This is a genomic window from Pseudomonas sp. W17 (assembly GCF_040268305.1).
In the GTDB taxonomy this organism is placed as follows: domain Bacteria; phylum Pseudomonadota; class Gammaproteobacteria; order Pseudomonadales; family Pseudomonadaceae; genus Aquipseudomonas; species Aquipseudomonas protegens.
The window spans coordinates 3547909-3564910 of the sequence record NZ_CP158490.1 but is presented as its reverse complement, the minus strand read 5'-3'; the positions used below and the strand labels follow the sequence as shown (position 1 = coordinate 3564910).

The following is a 17002-nucleotide window of genomic DNA, read 5'->3' as shown; positions in this document are numbered from 1 at the left end:
CTTGAACAACCACGGGGCGCAGGGATCACGCAACAGGGGTATTCAGGGGCAGGGCCAAGCTCTGGTTTTATTTATTATTTTAAAAACATTGTTTGAATAGTAACTGCGTTCATCCTGCCACGCCAGCCGTCTGAACCGGGTAATTGAGGGCTTTTTCCAGGTTTTTTTGCGGAGAAACCCGTGGGTCACAAAAAGGCCGGTGGCCACCGTGACGGTCCCTCGGGCGCTTGCTTTTAGGGCTTCTCGCAGGTATAAAAAATCAAATTTTTTTTTAAAACACTGTTCGAACGGTCAGTTTTTCATCCCAGCAAAGGTTAGTCCTCCATGGTCGCCAAGAAACTCAGTGCCCCCAATGTCACCAAGACCCGACTGCTGGAAGCGACCGAGGCATTATTTATCAAGTACGGCTACGACGCGGTGCTGCTGCGTCAGATTACCGAGCGGGCCAAGGTCAACCTGGCGGCGGTGAACTACCACTTCGGCGACAAGGATTCGCTGATGAAGGCCCTGTTGATGCAGCGCCTGGGGCCACTCAATGATCAGCGCCTGGAACTGCTGGCCAAGTGCGAGGAGCAGGCCGAGGGCCCGCTGGACTGCGAAACCCTGCTGGGGGTGCTGTTCGCCCCGGCCATGGGCCTCGAGCGCAGCGACGAGAGTGGCGGCGTGGAAGGGCGCTCGTTCATCCGCTTCCTTGGTCGGGTCTACAGCGATACTTCGCCCTTTATCCAGGAATACCTCAAGGAGCATTACCAGCCGGTGTTCGAGCGCTTCTTCAAGGCCTTTGCCCTGGCTTTGCCGGATCTGCCGCGCAACGAGCTGGGGGTGCGCCTGCAATTTGCCCTCAAGGCAATTTCCGGCGTCATGGCCGGCACCGAGCTGCGCCTGCTGATGCAGGCCATGAGCCTTGGACGCCCGGCCACCGATGCTGAAGTCATGGCCAAGCTCATCAGCCTGGTGTCGGCGGCGATTCGCGCCCCCATGCAGGACCCCGATTCCGAGCAGGCCCTGGAGAAAGTCCTCGATACCCAGCGCCTGATCCGTCAGCAATCCCATTCCCTGGCCGGCTGATTCCCGGCTGAGCCGCCCGGCCCCGACAGCGCAGCAGGATCATTCGGAGCGTCAATGATTCTCGGGGCAGGTGCCCACATCTGCTAGGTTCTGCTCCTTGCATCTGCCTTGGAGCATTCGCCATGAGTTCCTCCCAACAGCATGTTCTGGCCGTCAACGGCATCGAACTCAGTGTGCGGGTCAGCGGCCCGGAACACGGGCAGCCGGTATGGCTGCTGCACGGTTTTCCCGAGTGCTGGCATTCCTGGCGCCATCAAGTGCCGGCCCTGGTGGCAGCGGGATTCCGGGTGTTCGTCCCGGAAATGCGTGGCTATGGCCGCAGCTCGGCTCCCGAGGCGGTGCAGGCCTACGACCTGCTGACCCTGTGCGCCGATATCCAGCAGGCCATGCACGCCTTCGGCCAGCAGCGGGTGTGCATCGTCGGCCACGACTGGGGCGCCCCCGTGGCCTGGCACCTGGCGCTGCTGGAGCCGCAGCGGGTGGCGGCGCTGGTGACCCTGTCGGTGCCCTTTGCCGGGCGGCCGAAGCGCCCGGCCAGCGAGATCATGCGCCAGGTGCACGGCGAGCATTTCAACTACATCCTCTACTTCCAGCAGCCGGGAGTGGCCGAGGCGGAACTGGACGCCGATATAGACGCCAGCCTGCGGCTGTTCATGGGCAATGTCGGTGCATTGCTGCAACCCAAGCCGGCCGATGCCCGGTTGTTCGACGGGGTGACGGTGCCCGCAGGGTTGCCGCAGTGGTGCAGCGAGGAGGATTTCCAGGCCTATCGCCAGACCTTCGCCGGGCGCGGCTTTCGCGGTGCCCTGAACTGGTACCGCAATTTCGAGCGAACCTGGAAGCGCACCGAGTTCCTGGCCGATGCCCGGATCCAGCAACCGACCTTGTTCCTGCTGGGCGACCAGGACCCGGTTGGTGTACTGGAAGCCCATACCCTCAAGCGCATGCCGGGCAAGGTGGCGGACCTTGAGCAGCACCTGCTGGCGGACTGCGGGCACTGGATCCAGAACGAACGGCCGCAGCAGGTCAATACCCTGTTGCTGGATTTCCTGCAGCGCCGGTTCACCTAGGGAGCCCGCCGCCCCGCAGGAGCTGGCGTGCCAGCGAACGCGCCAGCAGGTGCGGCGCAAGGTGTTCGCCGGCAAGCCGGCTGCTACGAGGCCGGGTGGTGCCAGCGAAGGGGGCCGATCAACCGAGCATTTCCCGCATCCGGTGCCAGAGCATGCCCAGGGCCAGCAGTGGTGCCCGTAGGGCCGGGCCGCCGGGGAAGGTCATGTGCGGCACGCCGCTGAACACGTCCAGGCCGCGACTGTGGCCGGCATGGATGGCTTCGGCCAGTAGCCGCGCAGTCCAGTGGGTGACGTTCAGGCCATGCCCGGAATAGCCCTGGGCGTAGTACACATTGGGGTACTGCGACAGGCGCCCGACCTGGGGGAAGCGATTGGCGCTGATGCCGATCTTGCCGCCCCACTGGAAGTCGATCGCCACATCCTGCAACTGCGGGAAGACCTTGAGCATCTTGGGTCGCATGTAGCCGGCAATATCCGCCGGATCACGCCCCGAATAGTGGCAGGCACCGCCGAACAGCAAGCGCCGGTCCGCGGTCAGTCGGTAGTAGTCCAGGCCGACTTTCTGGTCGCACAGCGCCAGGTTGTCCGGGATCAGTTGCCTGGCCCGGGCCTCGGCCAGCGGCTCGGTGGTGATGATGTAGCTGCCCGCCGGCAGTACCTTGCCACTGAGCCGCGGCTCGAGGTCTTCCAGGTGGGCATTGCAGGCCAGCACCAGGTGCCCGGCGGTGACAGTGCCGGTTGCGCAGCGCACCTTCACACTCTCGCCGTGGGTCAGTTCCAGCACCGGGCTCTGCTCGAAGATCCTTACCCCCAGGGACGCTGCCAGCCGCGCTTCGCCCAGCACCAGCTTGAGCGGGTGCAAGTGCCCAGAGCCCATGTCCACCAGCCCCCCGGCATACACCGAGGAAGCCACCACCTGCTGCATGTCCTGGGGCGCCACCAGCCGAGTGGGGTGGCGGTAGCCCAGCCTGACCAGGCTGTCCTGCTCGGCCTGGAAGGCGGCGAACTGGGCCGGGGTGTTGGCCAGCTCACAGAAGCCCCAGCGCAGGTCGCAGTCGATGGCATGTTCGCTGATGCGCTGGCGTACCACCTCCACCGAGTCGATGCCGGCCTGCTCGAGGTATTTCACCCCTTCCTGGCCGACGTAGCGGGCAAAGCCTGTGACCTCGTGGCCAATGCCGCGGATCAGTTGGCCGCCGTTGCGCCCGCTGGCGCCCCAGCCGATGCGCCGGGCTTCCAGGAGGATCACCGAGAGCCCGCGCCGGGCCAGCTCGATGGCGGTGTTGACCCCGGTGAAACCGCCGCCGATCACGCAGACGTCGGCGCTCGGTTGGCCCTCCAGCGATGGGTAGCCGGGCAGGCTGCCGCCCGAGGCGGCGTAGTAGGAGCGGGCATGCCCGTTGGCGCTGCCCGAAAGGTTTGGCTGGATCATTTGTTGGACTTCACTTTGCTCCAGGAGCGGGTCATCAAGCGCATGATGGCCGGCGACTGGGTGGTGGAGATGTACAGCTTGTCGAGCACGGCCTGAGGTGGATAGACCTCGGGGTTGTTCACCAGGTCGGCCTCCATGTACTGCTGGGAAGCCGGGTTGGGGTTGGCGTAGCCGACATAGGCGCTGACCTTGGCGATCACTTGCGGGTCCAGCAGGTAGTTGATGAAGGCGTGGGCTTCCTTGACGTTGCCGGCATCGGCGGGAATCGCCAGCAGGTCGAACCACAGGTTGCTGCCTTCCTTGGGAATCGAATAGGCGATGTTCACCCCGTTCTTGGCTTCCTTGGCCCGGTTGGCGGCCTGGAACACGTCGCCGGAGTAACCGAAGGCGATGCAGATATCACCGTTGGCCAGGTCCGAAACGTACTTGGAGGAGTGGAAGTAGGTGATGTAGGGGCGCAGGGTCAGCAGCTTGGCCTCGGCCTTCTTGTAGTCCTCGGGGTTCTCGCTGCGCGGGTCCAGGCCCAGGTAGTTGAGCACCGCCGGGAACACTTCATCCGGCGAGTCCATCATCGACACCCCGCACTGCTGCAGCTTCTTGAGGTTCTCAGGCTCCAGCAGCACCGCCCAGGAGTCGATGTGGTCGATGCCCAGTACCTGCTTGACCTTGTCGACGTTGTAGCCGATGCCGTTGGTGCCCCAGAGGTAGGGCACCGAGTACTGGTTGCCGGGGTCGTTCTGCTCCAGCAGGGCCAGCAGCTTGGGGTCCAGGTTCTTCCAGTTGGGCAACTGCGAGCGGTCGAGCTTGAGGAACGCGCCGGCCTTCACCTGGCGCGCCAGGAAGTGGTTGGAGGGCACTACCACGTCGTAGCCGGTGCGCCCGGCCAGCAGTTTGCCCTCCAGGGTTTCGTTGGAGTCGAAGACGTCGTAGATCACCTTGACCCCGGTCTTGCCCTGGAAGTCGGCGAGGGTGGTCTGGCCGATGTAGTCGGTCCAGTTGTACACGCTGACACTGGGTTGTGCCTGGACGGCGGTGCTGCACAAGACCGCCAATGCTGCCGGGATCACTGCTTTCAAAAGACGCATATCGACACCTCTTCGGGTTGTTTTTGTTGATTGCAGAATGCGGGTTGTCAGACGCTGAGCAGCAGGAACTCGCGTTCCCAGGAGCTGATCACGCGCTTGAAGTTCTCGTGTTCGGCACGCTTGACCGCCACGTAGCCGCGCACGAACTTGCGCCCCAGGTACTGCTCGATGGTCGGGCAGTCCTCCATGTGTGCCAGGGCGTCCTCGATGGTGATCGGCAGGCGCAGGTTGCGCCGCTCGTAGGCCCGGCCTTCCACCGCGGCGCTGGGCTCGATGCCCTCGACCATGCCCAGGTAGCCGCACAGCAGGCTGGCGGCAATGGCCAGGTAGGGGTTGGCGTCGGCGCCGGGCAGGCGGTTTTCCACGCGCATGGCGTCGGGGCTTGCGGTCGGAACCCGCAGGCCCACGGTGCGGTTTTCCTCACCCCATTCGACGTTCACCGGGGCCGAGGTGTCCGGCAGGAAGCGGCGGAACGAGTTGACGTTGGGGGCGAACATCGGCAGCAATTTGGGGATGTACTTCTGCAGGCCGCCGATGTGGTGCAGGAACAGCTTGCTTTTCTCACCGTTGGCATCGACGAAGATCGGCTTGCCGGTGTCGATGTCCACCACGCTCTGGTGCAGGTGCATGGCGCTGCCGGGCTCGTCGGCCACCGGCTTGGCCATGAAGGTGGCGGTGACGTTGTGCTTGAGCGCCGCCTCGCGCAGGGTGCGCTTGAACACGGTGATCTGGTCCGCCAGGTCCAGGGCGTCGCCGTGGCGGAAGTTGATTTCCATCTGCGCCGGGCCGTCTTCGTGGATCAGCGTGTCCAGGTCCAGGCCCTGGGCTTCGCACCAGTCGTAGACATCTTCGAACAGCGGGTCGAATTCGTTGGCGGCATCGATGGAGAACGACTGGCGACCGCTTTCCGCGCGGCCGGAGCGGCCCAGGGGAGCCTTGAGCGGCAGGTCCGGGTCTTCGCAGCGCTGGGTCAGGTAGAACTCCATTTCCGGGGCGACGATCGGCTTCCAGCCCTTGTCGGTGTACAGCTGCAGCACTTTCTTCAACACGTTGCGCGGCGACAGTTCGATGGGGTTGCCGAATTTGTCGAAAGTGTCGTGGATGACGATGGCGGTGGGTTCGATGGCCCAGGGCACCAGGTAGATCGATGACGAGTCGGGGCGGCAGACCATGTCGATATCGGCCGGGTCCAGCAGTTCGTAGTACAGGTCGTCGTCGACAAAATCCCCGGTTACCGTTTGCAGCAGGACACTTTCCGGCAGGCGCATGCCTCGCTCATGCAGGAACTTGTTGGTGGGTGCGATCTTGCCGCGGGCAATGCCGGTCAGGTCGCTGACCACGCACTCTACTTCGGTAATCTTGTGATCTTTCAGCCAGGAGGAAAGCTGATCGAAAGGGGCGTTCATAAAGACCTCGATTATTGGTTTTATCTGCTCCGAGGTGAGCGGGAGTATCCCGGCAAGGCTTCCCCTGCGGCGCATTGGCGACTATCTTGGGCGAGCCTTGTTGTTCCATCTATCCACTTTAAGCAGAACCAAAACGCACCAAACGAGTGCGTAAGGTCCCCCGATGACAGCGTCCAATCCGCTTCAGGTCCAAGCGTTCAACACCTTCGATGTCGCCGATCAGATCCGTGCCACCCCGGGTTGGGTCCAGCATTACCAGCAGATGTCCCCTGGCCATTTCAACGGCCTGGTGCGCTACCTGGATCTGCAGGGCGTGGAGATCTACGAGGAATGCATGAACACCCGGGTCGAGCAGAATTTCAGTGCCCCCCAAGGCGCCCTGGCGTTCTGTTTCGACCGCAGCGACAACGCGCTGTACGTGCTCAACGGCGAGAGCCGCAACATCTGGATCACCCCCGAGAACTACCAGGAAGTGGCGGTGGTGTTCGGCCCCGAGTTCGTCCGCGGCCACGGCCTGGGTGTGGAGCGCCTCGACGGGCTGTTCATGGCGCCCCTCAACAGCCAGCAGAACGCCTTGTTCTGCCGCTGGCTGAGTTCGACCCTGACCCGCCTGTCCCAGACACTCGACCCGCCCAGCCGCGAAGCCCTGACCCAGCAACTCCTGGAGGACTGCCTGTACATCCTCGACAACGCCTGCGTGCGCCTGGACCGCGGCGGCCTGCAACGGCGCAGCGAGGAGCGGGGGATCATGCAACGGGTAGCGCAGTGGGCCGCCGACGTGCCCGAGGAAACCCTCAACCTGCTGGAGCTGTCCCAGGTAGCCGGAGTGTCCCTGCGCCAGTTGCAGAGTGCGTTCAAGGCCTTTACCGGGATGGCCCCCAGCCAATGGCTGCGCCTGCGCCGGCTCAACAGCGCGCACCGCGAACTGCTCAGCCGAGGGCCGACTGAGACCACGGTGGCCGAGGTAGCGATGCACTGGTCGTTCTGGCACCTGGGGCGGTTTTCCAGCAGTTACCGGGCGCTGTTCAAGGAGCTGCCGAGCCAGACCTTGAAACGCAGTGCCGTGGCGCGTCGCTAGGGCGTGCGCCCGGGCCTTGCGGGCAAGCCCTCAGTACACTTGCAATGACTGGTTGAGGTCGCGCAGGGCCTGATCCAGCCGGGCCACGGCGGTGGACAATTGCTGCTCCTGGGCCGCCTCGGCCACCAGCTCTTCCAGGCTGACGCACAGCTCCAGCAAACCTTGGGTATTGAGCAGGTAGGCCGTGCCCTTGAGCTTGTGGGCGATGGCTTTCAGGGCCTGGCGATTGCCACTGGCCAGGGCCTTGCTCAAGGCCTGCAGTTCCTCGTTGTTGCTGTTGATCACGTGTTCGGCCAGAGCGGCGTGGATGTCGCCGTTCAACGACGGCACCGCGCTCTGCGCCTGGGGGGGCGTCAGGCTCAGCTTGGGGATCAGGCGGTTCAGCCCGGCAAGGCTGATCGGCTTGGTCAGGGCACTGTCCATGCCCGAAGCCAGGCAGCGTTCCAGTTCCTCAAGCTGGGCGCTGGCGGTCAGGCCGATGATGGTGCAGGGGCGCACCCCCATCTGGCCCTCCATGCGCCGGATCGCCTGGCTCATCTCATGGCCGCTCATCTGCGGCATGTTGCAGTCGGTGATGATGATATCCACGTCATGCTCCTGCCACATGGCCAGGCCTTCCAGGCCGTTGTAGGCGATCAGGGCCTCGTGTCCCAGGTAGTTGATCTGCTGGTTGAGCAGGTACTGGCTGGGCAGGTGGTCTTCGACGATCAACACGCACAGGGGCTGGTCGGTGCTGTTGAGCACCGCTTGTTCCGCGCTGTCGGTGGCGCTGCTGCGCTCGTCGGCAACGCGCTGAAAACAGGCCTTGAAGGTCATGCGGGTACCTACGCCAAGTTCGCTCTGGACCTGCAGGCTGCCGTTCATCAACTGGGTCAGCGAATGACTGATGGACAGGCCCAGCCCCGACCCGGCGTTGGGGTTGCTGACCACGCTGTCGACCTCGAAGAACGGGGTGAAGATCTTCTGGATCTGCGAAGCCGGAATGCCCGGGCCGGTGTCGATCACTTCGACATGGAAGTCGAGAAAGTGTTGATCTTTCACCTGGCCCACGCAACGGATATGGATCTCGCCCTGTTCGGTGAACTTGATCGCGTTACTCAGCAGGTTGGAGATGATCTGCTTGAACTTCAGGCCATCGATCCACACTTGCGCGGTGGCCCAGGCATCGAACTGCAGGTGGATGTCCAGGTGCTTCTGGCGGGCCAGGCCATCGAAGACATTGGCCACCGATTCGATCAGGTCCTTGAGGCTGGCGGCTTCCGGGCGCAGGGTCAGGCGCCCGGATTCGATCCGCGAGATATCCAGGATATGGCCGATCAGCGCCAGCAGGTTCTGCGCCGACTCGTAGGCGATATGCACGGAACGGGTATTGAGTTCGCGGTCGTTGTCACGGGTCAGCACCAGCTCCAGCATGCCGACGATGGCGCTCAGGGGGGTACGGATCTCGTGGCTCATGGTGGTCAGGAACACGGTCTTGCTGCGGCTGGCATGCTCGGCGGCTTCTTTGGCATCGCGCAACTGGTCGAGGATCAACTGGCGCTGCAGCAGGTCCAGGCGCTTGCGAATGATCCGTCGTCGCTGGCTCAGAATCCACCAGGCCGCCAGCACCAGCATCAGGCCCAGGCTGCCCAGGATTTTCCAGGTGAAGGCCGTCACACCTTTCCAGTAGCTGTCGTCGGTGCTGCCGCTGGCGCGCCAGCGACCCAGGATCTGCAGGTATTCCTGAGGGCTGATCTCGGCCATGGCCTGGTCGATGATGGCGATCAGTTGCTGCTGGCTTTGCGGTGCGGCGAAGGCGATCCGGGCTTCCTGGCCTTGCATCATGCCGTGAATCTTCAGGCTGTTCTGGAGCCTGAAGGACAGGTAGTAGTTGGCCAGGTTGGCTGGTGCCAGGGTGAAGTCCGCCTTGCCTTGGCGCACCCGGTTGAGGGCCTCGGCAACGGTGGATGTCTGCTGGACCCATAGCCGTGGATAGCGCTCGCGCAGGTCCTCGCTCTGCAGGTAGCCGGAGGCGAGCGCCACGGAGCCGATGGAGTCGCGGTTCAGCGGTGCCAGGGGCGGTGCGTCGGTCTTGCGCACAATCACATAGGGCGTAGTGACGATGGGCCGGGTGTACAGGTAGGACGCACGCCTGGGGTTGGCGCGGGCCAGTATGCTGAGGTCCGCACGGCCTTCGCGCAGGCGGGTGTCGACCTGCTTGAGCGAGCCGACCCGGGAGACCTCGAAGCGCAGCCCGCTCTTGCGCCGGATGAGGTCCAGAAGGTCCGAAGCGATGCCGTTGAACAGCCCGCGGCTGTTGAAAAACGCATAGGGCGCCAGGTCGTCGCTGATCACCAGCCGCACCGGCGGTGCATGCTCCAGCCAGAGACGCTGATCGGCGTCCAGGCGTTCGCGAAAACTGTTGGAGTCGCAGTTACCCGTACCGCCCCACATCTGCAGCGCCGATATCACCTGGCAGCGCTTGATGCCGCCCAGGGCTCGCTCGAGCAACTGTTGCAGGTGGGTATTGTCACGGGCCACGGCAAACCCGACCCGGATTTCCGGCAACCGTGCACTGTGGCTGATCACCAACTGGTCGCTGAACAATTGGCTGGATAGATAGCCGGTAGACAGCGAGTCCCCCAGGTAGATATCTGCGTCGCCATCGAGTACCGAGCCCATGGCGGCGCGGGGGGAATCGTACAGCTGGATCAGGCCCCGTCCGCCGGTGCGCAGATAGAGCTCCAGGGCCATGCCGCGGGTGGCGGCGATCCGTGTTCTGGAGATGTTCGCGCGGTAGTCCCGCAGGTCACCGCTCTCGGCATACAGGGCCAGTTCGGTGACCGCGTAGCTCGGGCTCAGCCGGACCTGGTAATCCTCTGCTTCCACCTGGGTAGCGCTGTCTACCAGATCGACCTCGCCCCTGCGCAAGGCGTGATAGGCGGCATCCGTATTGGGGTAGGTGCGGACTTCCACGGGGATCGCCAGCTCGCGCTGCAATGCCCCCAGATAGTCCGCTCCTATGCCTTCGAGTTCATGGCGCTGATTGATTTCCCGGTAGGGGGGCAGGTCGCCACTGACGATGCCGACCAACAGGGCCTCTTTGTTACGCAGCCAGGTCTGTTCATCGATGCTGGGGCGAATATCGAGGAAGTCCAGCGGCTGGCGGGCACGGATCTTCACCCTGTCCTGCGCGAATACCGGCAGGGCCAACCACAATATCAGTATGAAAAACAGCGGACGTGGCAGTAACCTCACATCAGGTTACTCAGACCAGTTCGTTCTGCCTGGCGATGTTCACCAGATCCACCACCGAAGTGACCCCAAGCTTGCTCAAGATATTGATCTTGTGGCCGCTGACGGTCTTGTTGCTCAGGTGCAGTTTCTCGGCGATCTCAAGATTGGTCAGACCCTCAGCGAGCAGCTTGAGGACTTCCAGTTCGCGATTGGTCAGCGCCGCCAGGACGTCGCTGCTGTGTTTGCCGCGGCCGCCATCGCTGAACGGCATCGACTTCTTTGGGAAGAAAACATAGCCCTCGACGATGGTGTCCACTGCCTTGAGCAGTTTGGTCAGGGGTTCGTTCTTGCTCACGAAACCACTGGCTCCGGCCTGCAGGCAGCGCATGGCATAGGTGTCGACGGACTGGGCGGTGAACACCAGCACTCGCACATCCAGGTTCGCCTGGGCGATGCGCTTGAGCACCGTAAGGCCGTCCATTTTCTCCAGGCTGACATCCAGGATCACGATGTCGGGCCTCAGCGACAGGATCATGTTCAGAGCGCTGATACCGTCGGCCGTTTCGCCAACAATGGTGTAGCCCTGGGTCTCCAGGGTTTTGCGAATCGCCTCACAGACGACCGGGTGATCATCGACGATCAGTACACTTTTACTCATGCCAGGTTATCCAGAATCAAAATATCTAGGTAATTAAGTGAGCCAATAACGGTCAGCGCCTTGATGAAATCTGAGGCTGGTTGAGAATTTTCTCTGACCTAGGGCGGATTTGCGGAAAGTTCAAATAAGAAAATGATGCCGAATAAGCCCTTCAGGGTCATCAGAATGTCACTGGCAGGCTAGCAGGAAGCAACCTGAGTACTGCCAAGAAAATTCCTGTTTTCGAATCCATTGCTTCGGGTTGACGGGCTCTTGGCGCCGATCTCGATTGGGTAAATGCAATTCAAGACTATTCCTAAAGCCCATCCACAACGCAGAGCCTATCTTGCCCTGGCATTCAGCCAGGCACAGGGCGAGCCTGAGTGGCGGGCGGCATTCTAGTGCACTGTGCCAGCAGTGTGATGGCCCACTATTTTCCTGAGGTCGAACCAAGCGATGTTGAAGTTAAGGGTAGGGGTACTGGAGCAACATAATATTGTCCGCCACGGCCTGTTCAAGCATCTGTCCGGGCAGTCGGTTCTGTGCCTGAGCGAGTTCTTCAATTTCGCCGACATGTTGGAGGCCCTGGAACAAAACCAACTGGACGTGCTGATGATCGGCCACCTGATGGATCGCGACCCGGTTCATCTGGTACGAAACTTGATCACCCGCTACCCCAATCTGAAAATTCTCGTGCTGCTGAACCGTCCCGACCCTGTAATTGCCTCGCAGCTACAGGCCGTGGGCGCGCATGGGGTGATGGCCAAGACGCAATCTTTGCCGGACTATGCTGATGCGCTGCGAAGCCTGGCCCGTGGCGAGCGCTATGCCATGCTCAGCGATGGCCAGGCAAGCATGGAAAAGCCCTCCAACGACGACTAGCCGAACAGACTGCGTAGCCCACGATTCAAGATTTTCTTTGGAAAACTTCAAGACGTTTCTTGTTATGGCGAGGCGGCCGGCGCTCTAGAGTACCCGGCACTGGTGACCTGAAAGACTGTCGCAAGGCCGTGACAGTCGGTGGGCAAGGTCCACTCGGACTAGAGACTTGAGCGGATGGAATATCCAGTTCTGAAGACCACCATCGAACGTTCTGGAGGCGCTATGTCACTTGCCGTCAACAAACCCTTGCGCATCGCAGTGCTGGACGATCACGCATTGATTCGCATGGCGATGCAGCTACAGCTGCAGAGCGTGGCGGATTTCCAGTTGGTGGGTTTGTATGCCAGCAGCGGCGAGCTGATATCGGCTCTGCGTGATACCGAACTGGACCTGCTGGTGCTCGATTACCAGCTGCAGGAATGCGACTTGGATGGCCTGCGCCTGATCCGCCTGTTGCGCAATAAATACCCGCACTTGCTGATCCTGGTGTCCTCAGCCACCGAGACGCCGTTTTTCGTCAAGCAGATCATCGATATCGGAGCCAATGGCTTTCTCGGAAAATCACAGTCCCTGGATGATCTGATTCCGGCCATCCGCACGGTAGCCAGCAAGCGGCTCTATCTGTCGCCGTTGCTGGCTTTCGCCCTGCAACACCCGCCAATCGGTCCCGCCGCCGAGCCGGGCAGTCCGCCATTGACCAGCCTTGAGACCCTGTCCCCCAAGGAGAACGAAGTCTTGCGCTGCTTTCTGGATGGCCTGCGGATCTCGCAGATTGCCAGCAAGTTTTCCCGCAGCATCAAGACCATCAGCGGGCAGAAGCAGGCCGCATTCAGAAAGCTGGGGATCCGCACCGACGCCGAGCTGTTCAAGGTGCAGCGCAAGCTGGACCTGCATATTGCTTCCCGCGAGCCGGCGCAGGACGCCTTTCATGATGAGGCCAGCGAGCCGACGCTGCCGCCCACCCGCAGCACCCTCTAGAGTGGCAGCGACAGGCGTGAGCACTGATGCTCGTTTCCTGGCCTTGAGCTATTGAGGCGCCCCGTGTCCCTTGCTTGCGCCGAACTCATCGTCCACTACAGAGCCGCGACGGCAAGCATCAAGAAGGTTGCGCTCACCGTCCTGCTTCAAACCCCAGCATTCAGCGCGACCGCGGTTTTCGAGCACATCGAGGGCAGGAGCGCTGCGGGGCCAGTCACTCACTCAGCCCGGCGGCAGCAAGCGCAGCGGATCCACCGGCACGCCGTTGGCACGGATCTCGAAGTAAAGCTGCGCGCGGTCGGTGTCCTGGGAACCGGCTTCGGCGATCTTCTGGCCCTTGATCACCATCTGCCCTTCCTTGACCAGCAGCCGGCTGTTGTAGGCGTAGGTGCTGGTGTAGGAGGGGCCGTGCTGGAGAATCATCAGGTTGCCGTAACCGCGCATGTAGCCGGCGAACGCCACCTTGCCGCCCAGGGTGGCGTGGATCGGCTGGCCCTGGGTGGTGGCGATGCGGATGCCCTGGTTGAGCTTGCCGGTGGGGGAGAAGCGCCCGATCAGCACTCCGCGCAACGGCCAGCTCCAGCCCTTGAGGGTGACCTTGGGCATGGGGGCAGGGGCCGGGGGCGCTGTTCGGCCCTTGCTGGCGGTGGTTCGCGACTTGCTGCTGACCACCCGGGTGGTCCTGGCCGCGCCGCCCACCCGCAGCACCTGGCCGACCTCCACGGTATAAGGCGCCTTGAGGCCGTTGAGCCGCGCCACCTCCTTCCAGTTGGTGCCGTTGCGGCTGGCAATGGAATACAGCGTGTCGCCGCGCTTGACCCGGTACTCGCCGGCCTTGAGGGGGCCGGAGTTGGAAGGGCTGGAGCTGCAGGCTGACAGGGTCAGGAGCAATGCGATGAAAAGCAATCTTGCGAACACGCGACATCCACTATGTCTTGACGGGGCCAAGGGGCCCGAAACTTCGGCGTTAGCCAGGCCGATAAAGCCGGCAACTATACCTGTTTGCCGATGAAGAGGCGCGTTATAGACCGCTGCCACAGCGGTTAAATTCAATCCGGATGTCACAGGACGCTGATCTTTCCTGCGCCATGAACGCCCACGGCAATCTTTGTGAACCCTCGTCGCCTGCACCGCACTAAGGCAGTACAGACCGGGAGGAATCTTATGCAAGTGCAATACCTGTTGATCGTACTGGCCGTGATCGTGCTGCTGGCCGAGATCTGGGCCATCAGAAGCCTGCTGCGCAGCGGCGCGCGGGCAGAAAACAAGGGGCTGTGGATCGTGGTGATCATCTTCGTGCCGCTGCTGGGGCTGTTGCTATGGCTGATGGTCGGCCCCAAGGCCCTGAACCGGGACGCGCCGGCCGAGCGCGGCAGAAGCTGAAAACGGGGGAGCAAACCCGCGCAAGGGTTGATCACGACATGCCAAGAATTCTTACATCCCATGTGGACGAAGCCGAGCTCACCGAGCACAACGCCAAGATGTTCGGCTCGCCCAAGGAACGGCTGGACTTCTATCGCCGGGAGATCCAATACGAAACCAGCATCCTGGCCAACCGCACCGATGCCTACCTGACGGCCCAGGCATTCCTGGTAATCGCCTTCGCTTCGTGCATGGCCAATCTCAATCCGGAATGGGGCAAGCTGTTTACCCTGTCCGTGCCGCCTTTCCTGGCGTTGCTGGGGATCCTCAGCTCTCTCAATGCCTGGCCTGGCATCAGGGCCGCCTACGAGATCATCGATCACTGGCATTTCAAGCAGAGTCACCTGCTGCACAGCGAACCGGTGATGGGCCTGGCCTATGACGAATCGCCGCTGTTCTGCGAAAGCGAGTCGAGCCACAAGGGCTATCGCAAGTCGTTGCTGTTCTCCATGCGTTCGCCCTGGTTGTTCGCGGCGTTCTGGCTGCTGCTGGGGATTTGGGCGGTGTATATCCAGGTGACCAATCCGGGCTCCTGAGGGCGCAGGCTCGCTGCCTGCGCTGCGGGACACAACGCTACCGGCTTATGGGCGCCAGCTGGCCGGTGTGCCGCGCAAGCGAACGCGGCACCTGGGTGCCACGCTCGCCGGTCACTCAGTGCGGAGCGCGGGGAATGGTCTTGAGCAGATCTTCGGGGCTGATATGGCCGACCACGGCCTCGGCGGCGCTGCCCGGTAGCGGCAGGTCGAGGATATGACCCTTGATCTTGCCCACCACATGCATTTCGCACGGCTTGCAGTCGAATTTCAGGGTCAGCACTTCATCGCCGTGTACCAGTTGCATCGGTGCCACCTTGGTGCGCACGCCAGTCACGCCCTTGGCTTGCTTGGGGCACAGGTTGAAGGAGAAGCGCAGGCAGTGCTTGGTGATCATCACCGGCACGTCGCCGTGCTCTTCATGGGCCTCGAAGGCCGCGTCGATCAGTTGCACCCCGTGACGGTGGTAGAAATCCCGGGCCTTCTGGTTGTAGACGTTGGCCAGGAATGACAGGTGCGATTCCGGGTAGACCGGCGGCGGGCTGCTTTCGGCCTTGCGCGAGCCCCGTGGGTGGGCAGCGATGCGTGCGGCGTCCAGGGCTTCGATGACTTCCCGGCGCAGGGCCTTGAGCTGGGAGTTGGGGATGAAGTAAGCCTGGGGCACGTCCAGCTTGATGCTCGTGGCATGGTAATGGGTGGTGCCCAGCTGGCCCAGCAGATCCTGCAGTTGCCCCAGGGCCTGTTCCGGCTTGTTGGCCACGCCGAACGGGCCATCCAGGGCGACGCTGGCGCTGATGCCTTCCTCGCTGGTGGCGGTCAGTTCCAGCCGTGCTTCGCTCAGGCGGGCCAGCCAGGACAGGCCGATGCGCCGCTCGGCGGAAGTGCGGGTCAAGGCTTGCTGCCAGTTGTGGTCGAGGTTGCGGCTCAGCGGGTGGTTGGGCCGCAGACGGCTCAGGGCTTCGGGCATCTCGTTGGGTTCGACCCGATAGCGGTAGCGTTTCTCGCCATCTTCTTCGAACTCGCCACGGGCCTCGGCGATGTTGGCGCGGAAACCCACCACCTCACGCTTGACCAGCAGGTTCAGGCCATCGCCATTGGACAACGGCTCGAAGGTCACCACCTGCAGGTCGCGCTTGCCGACCTTTTCCACGGTGCCTACCGGCAGCCCGGTGAAAGTCGGCGAGTCGAAGGCGCCGATGTCGATCTTGCGCTCGCTGACAAAGTAGTCGGTGCTGCCGCGGTGGAAAGTCTTGTCCGGATCGGGGACGAAGAAGTGCGCGGTGCGGCCGCTGGAAGCGCGGGCCAGGTCCGGACGGTCTTCGAGAACGTCATCCAGGCGCTGACGGTAGTAGGCCGTGATGTTCTTCACATAGGCCATGTCCTTGTAGCGCCCCTCGATCTTGAACGAGCGCACGCCGGCTTCCACCAGGGCGCGGATGTTGGCGCTCTGGTTGTTGTCCTTCATCGACAGCAGGTGCTTTTCATAGGCGATCACGCCGCCGTGCTCGTCCTTGAGGGTGTAGGGCAGGCGGCAGGCCTGGGAGCAGTCGCCACGGTTGGCGCTGCGGCCGGTCTGGGCGTGGGAAATGTTGCATTGGCCGGAGAAGGCCACGCACAAAGCGCCGTGAATGAAGAACTCGATGGCGGCATCGGTTTCAGCGGCGATGGCACTGATTTCCTTGAGGTTCAGCTCGCGGGCCAGTACCAGCTGGGAGAAACCAGCCTGGTCGAGGAACTTCGCCCGCTCCAGGGTGCGGATGTCGGTCTGGGTGCTGGCGTGCAGCTCGATGGGCGGGATATCCAACTCCATCACCCCCAGGTCCTGGACGATCAGCGCATCGACCCCCGCGTCATACAGCTGATGGATCAGCTTGCGCGCCGGTTCCAGCTCGTTGTCGTGGAGGATGGTGTTGAGGGTGGTGAACACCCGGGCGTGATAGCGGCGGGCGAACTCCACCAACTGGGCGATCTCGCCCACCTCGTTGCTGGCGTTGTGGCGGGCGCCGAAGCTCGGGCCGCCGATGTACACCGCATCGGCGCCATGCAGGATGGCTTCGCGGGCGATGCTCACATCGCGGGCAGGGCTGAGCAGTTCCAGGTGATGTTTGGGCAAGGACATGTTTTTTTAGTCAGGCTTATCAGGGTCAAGGCGCGCATTGTAGCGGCGAAACGCTTGCCCGGCACCCGTGTGCTGC

Annotated in this window: 14 protein-coding genes; 7 read left to right on the top strand and 7 right to left on the bottom strand. The window is 62.6% G+C overall.

Annotated features, from left to right (window positions below):
* Positions 1 to 324: 324 nt before the first annotated feature.
* Both ABCR88_RS16455 and ABCR88_RS16450 read left to right on the top strand, forming a co-directional pair.
* Entirely contained in the window at positions 325 to 1068 is a 744-nt protein-coding gene (locus ABCR88_RS16455; protein WP_011061237.1) for a TetR/AcrR family transcriptional regulator, read from the top strand.
* A gap of 122 nt (positions 1069 to 1190) precedes the next feature.
* Positions 1191 to 2138, top strand: coding sequence for an alpha/beta hydrolase (locus ABCR88_RS16450; RefSeq protein ID WP_041118150.1), 948 nt, complete (start codon positions 1191 to 1193; stop codon positions 2136 to 2138).
* Between the two features lie 118 nt (positions 2139 to 2256).
* Here the strand turns inward: ABCR88_RS16450 and ABCR88_RS16445 are convergent, their stop codons facing one another.
* Genes ABCR88_RS16445 through ABCR88_RS16435 form a run of 3 tightly spaced genes read right to left on the bottom strand, consistent with a single transcriptional unit; the run spans position 2257 to position 6061 of the window.
* A complete protein-coding gene (locus ABCR88_RS16445; RefSeq protein ID WP_350404887.1) occupies positions 2257 to 3570 on the bottom strand; it encodes an FAD-binding oxidoreductase in 1314 nt (437 codons plus the stop codon).
* Entirely contained in the window at positions 3567 to 4655 is a 1089-nt protein-coding gene (locus ABCR88_RS16440; protein ID WP_350404886.1) for a polyamine ABC transporter substrate-binding protein, read from the bottom strand. The genes ABCR88_RS16445 and ABCR88_RS16440 overlap by 4 nt, the downstream gene beginning before the upstream one ends.
* 47 nt (positions 4656 to 4702) lie before the next feature.
* Positions 4703 to 6061 carry a glutamine synthetase family protein gene (locus ABCR88_RS16435; protein ID WP_011061241.1) on the bottom strand — a complete coding sequence of 453 codons (1359 nt, stop codon included), beginning with the start codon at positions 6059 to 6061 and terminating at the stop codon, positions 4703 to 4705.
* Between the two features lie 163 nt (positions 6062 to 6224).
* Here ABCR88_RS16435 and ABCR88_RS16430 point away from each other — a divergent pair, with 163 nt between their 5' ends.
* Entirely contained in the window at positions 6225 to 7139 is a 915-nt protein-coding gene (locus ABCR88_RS16430) for a helix-turn-helix domain-containing protein (protein WP_011061242.1), read from the top strand.
* A gap of 30 nt (positions 7140 to 7169) precedes the next feature.
* On the opposite strand, the gene ABCR88_RS16425 is transcribed toward ABCR88_RS16430, so the two are convergent.
* Both ABCR88_RS16425 and ABCR88_RS16420 read right to left on the bottom strand, forming a co-directional pair.
* Positions 7170 to 10301: a transporter substrate-binding domain-containing protein gene (locus ABCR88_RS16425; RefSeq protein ID WP_350404885.1), complete on the bottom strand. Its 3132-nt coding sequence runs from the start codon at positions 10299 to 10301 to the stop codon at positions 7170 to 7172.
* Between the two features lie 85 nt (positions 10302 to 10386).
* Positions 10387 to 11013: a response regulator transcription factor gene (locus ABCR88_RS16420; protein WP_015635577.1), complete on the bottom strand. Its 627-nt coding sequence runs from the start codon at positions 11011 to 11013 to the stop codon at positions 10387 to 10389.
* Positions 11014 to 11448: 435 nt separating this feature from the next.
* On the opposite strand from ABCR88_RS16420, the gene ABCR88_RS16415 reads away from it, so the two are divergent.
* The gene (locus ABCR88_RS16415; RefSeq protein WP_041118158.1) at positions 11449 to 11874 is read left to right on the top strand and encodes a response regulator transcription factor; all 426 of its coding nucleotides are present in this window, start codon (positions 11449 to 11451) and stop codon (positions 11872 to 11874) included.
* Between the two features lie 222 nt (positions 11875 to 12096).
* Positions 12097 to 12852 (top strand): response regulator transcription factor, encoded by a 756-nt coding sequence (locus ABCR88_RS16410; RefSeq protein WP_236185978.1) that lies wholly within the window; start codon positions 12097 to 12099, stop codon positions 12850 to 12852.
* Between the two features lie 222 nt (positions 12853 to 13074).
* Here the strand turns inward: ABCR88_RS16410 and ABCR88_RS16405 are convergent, their stop codons facing one another.
* Positions 13075 to 13770 (bottom strand): peptidoglycan DD-metalloendopeptidase family protein, encoded by a 696-nt coding sequence (locus tag ABCR88_RS16405; RefSeq protein ID WP_026020258.1) that lies wholly within the window; start codon positions 13768 to 13770, stop codon positions 13075 to 13077.
* Positions 13771 to 14016: 246 nt separating this feature from the next.
* On the opposite strand from ABCR88_RS16405, the gene ABCR88_RS16400 reads away from it, so the two are divergent.
* Together ABCR88_RS16400 and ABCR88_RS16395 are read left to right on the top strand one after the other, a co-directional pair.
* Positions 14017 to 14235, top strand: coding sequence for a PLDc N-terminal domain-containing protein (locus ABCR88_RS16400; protein ID WP_015635581.1), 219 nt, complete (start codon positions 14017 to 14019; stop codon positions 14233 to 14235).
* A 38-nt stretch (positions 14236 to 14273) separates the two neighbouring features.
* Positions 14274 to 14810 carry a hypothetical protein gene (locus ABCR88_RS16395; protein ID WP_011061248.1) on the top strand — a complete coding sequence of 179 codons (537 nt, stop codon included), beginning with the start codon at positions 14274 to 14276 and terminating at the stop codon, positions 14808 to 14810.
* A gap of 115 nt (positions 14811 to 14925) precedes the next feature.
* On the opposite strand, the gene ABCR88_RS16390 is transcribed toward ABCR88_RS16395, so the two are convergent.
* Positions 14926 to 16926, bottom strand: a complete 2001-nt coding sequence (locus ABCR88_RS16390; protein ID WP_236185976.1) for a U32 family peptidase — start codon at positions 16924 to 16926, stop codon at positions 14926 to 14928.
* Positions 16927 to 17002 lie beyond the last annotated feature (76 nt).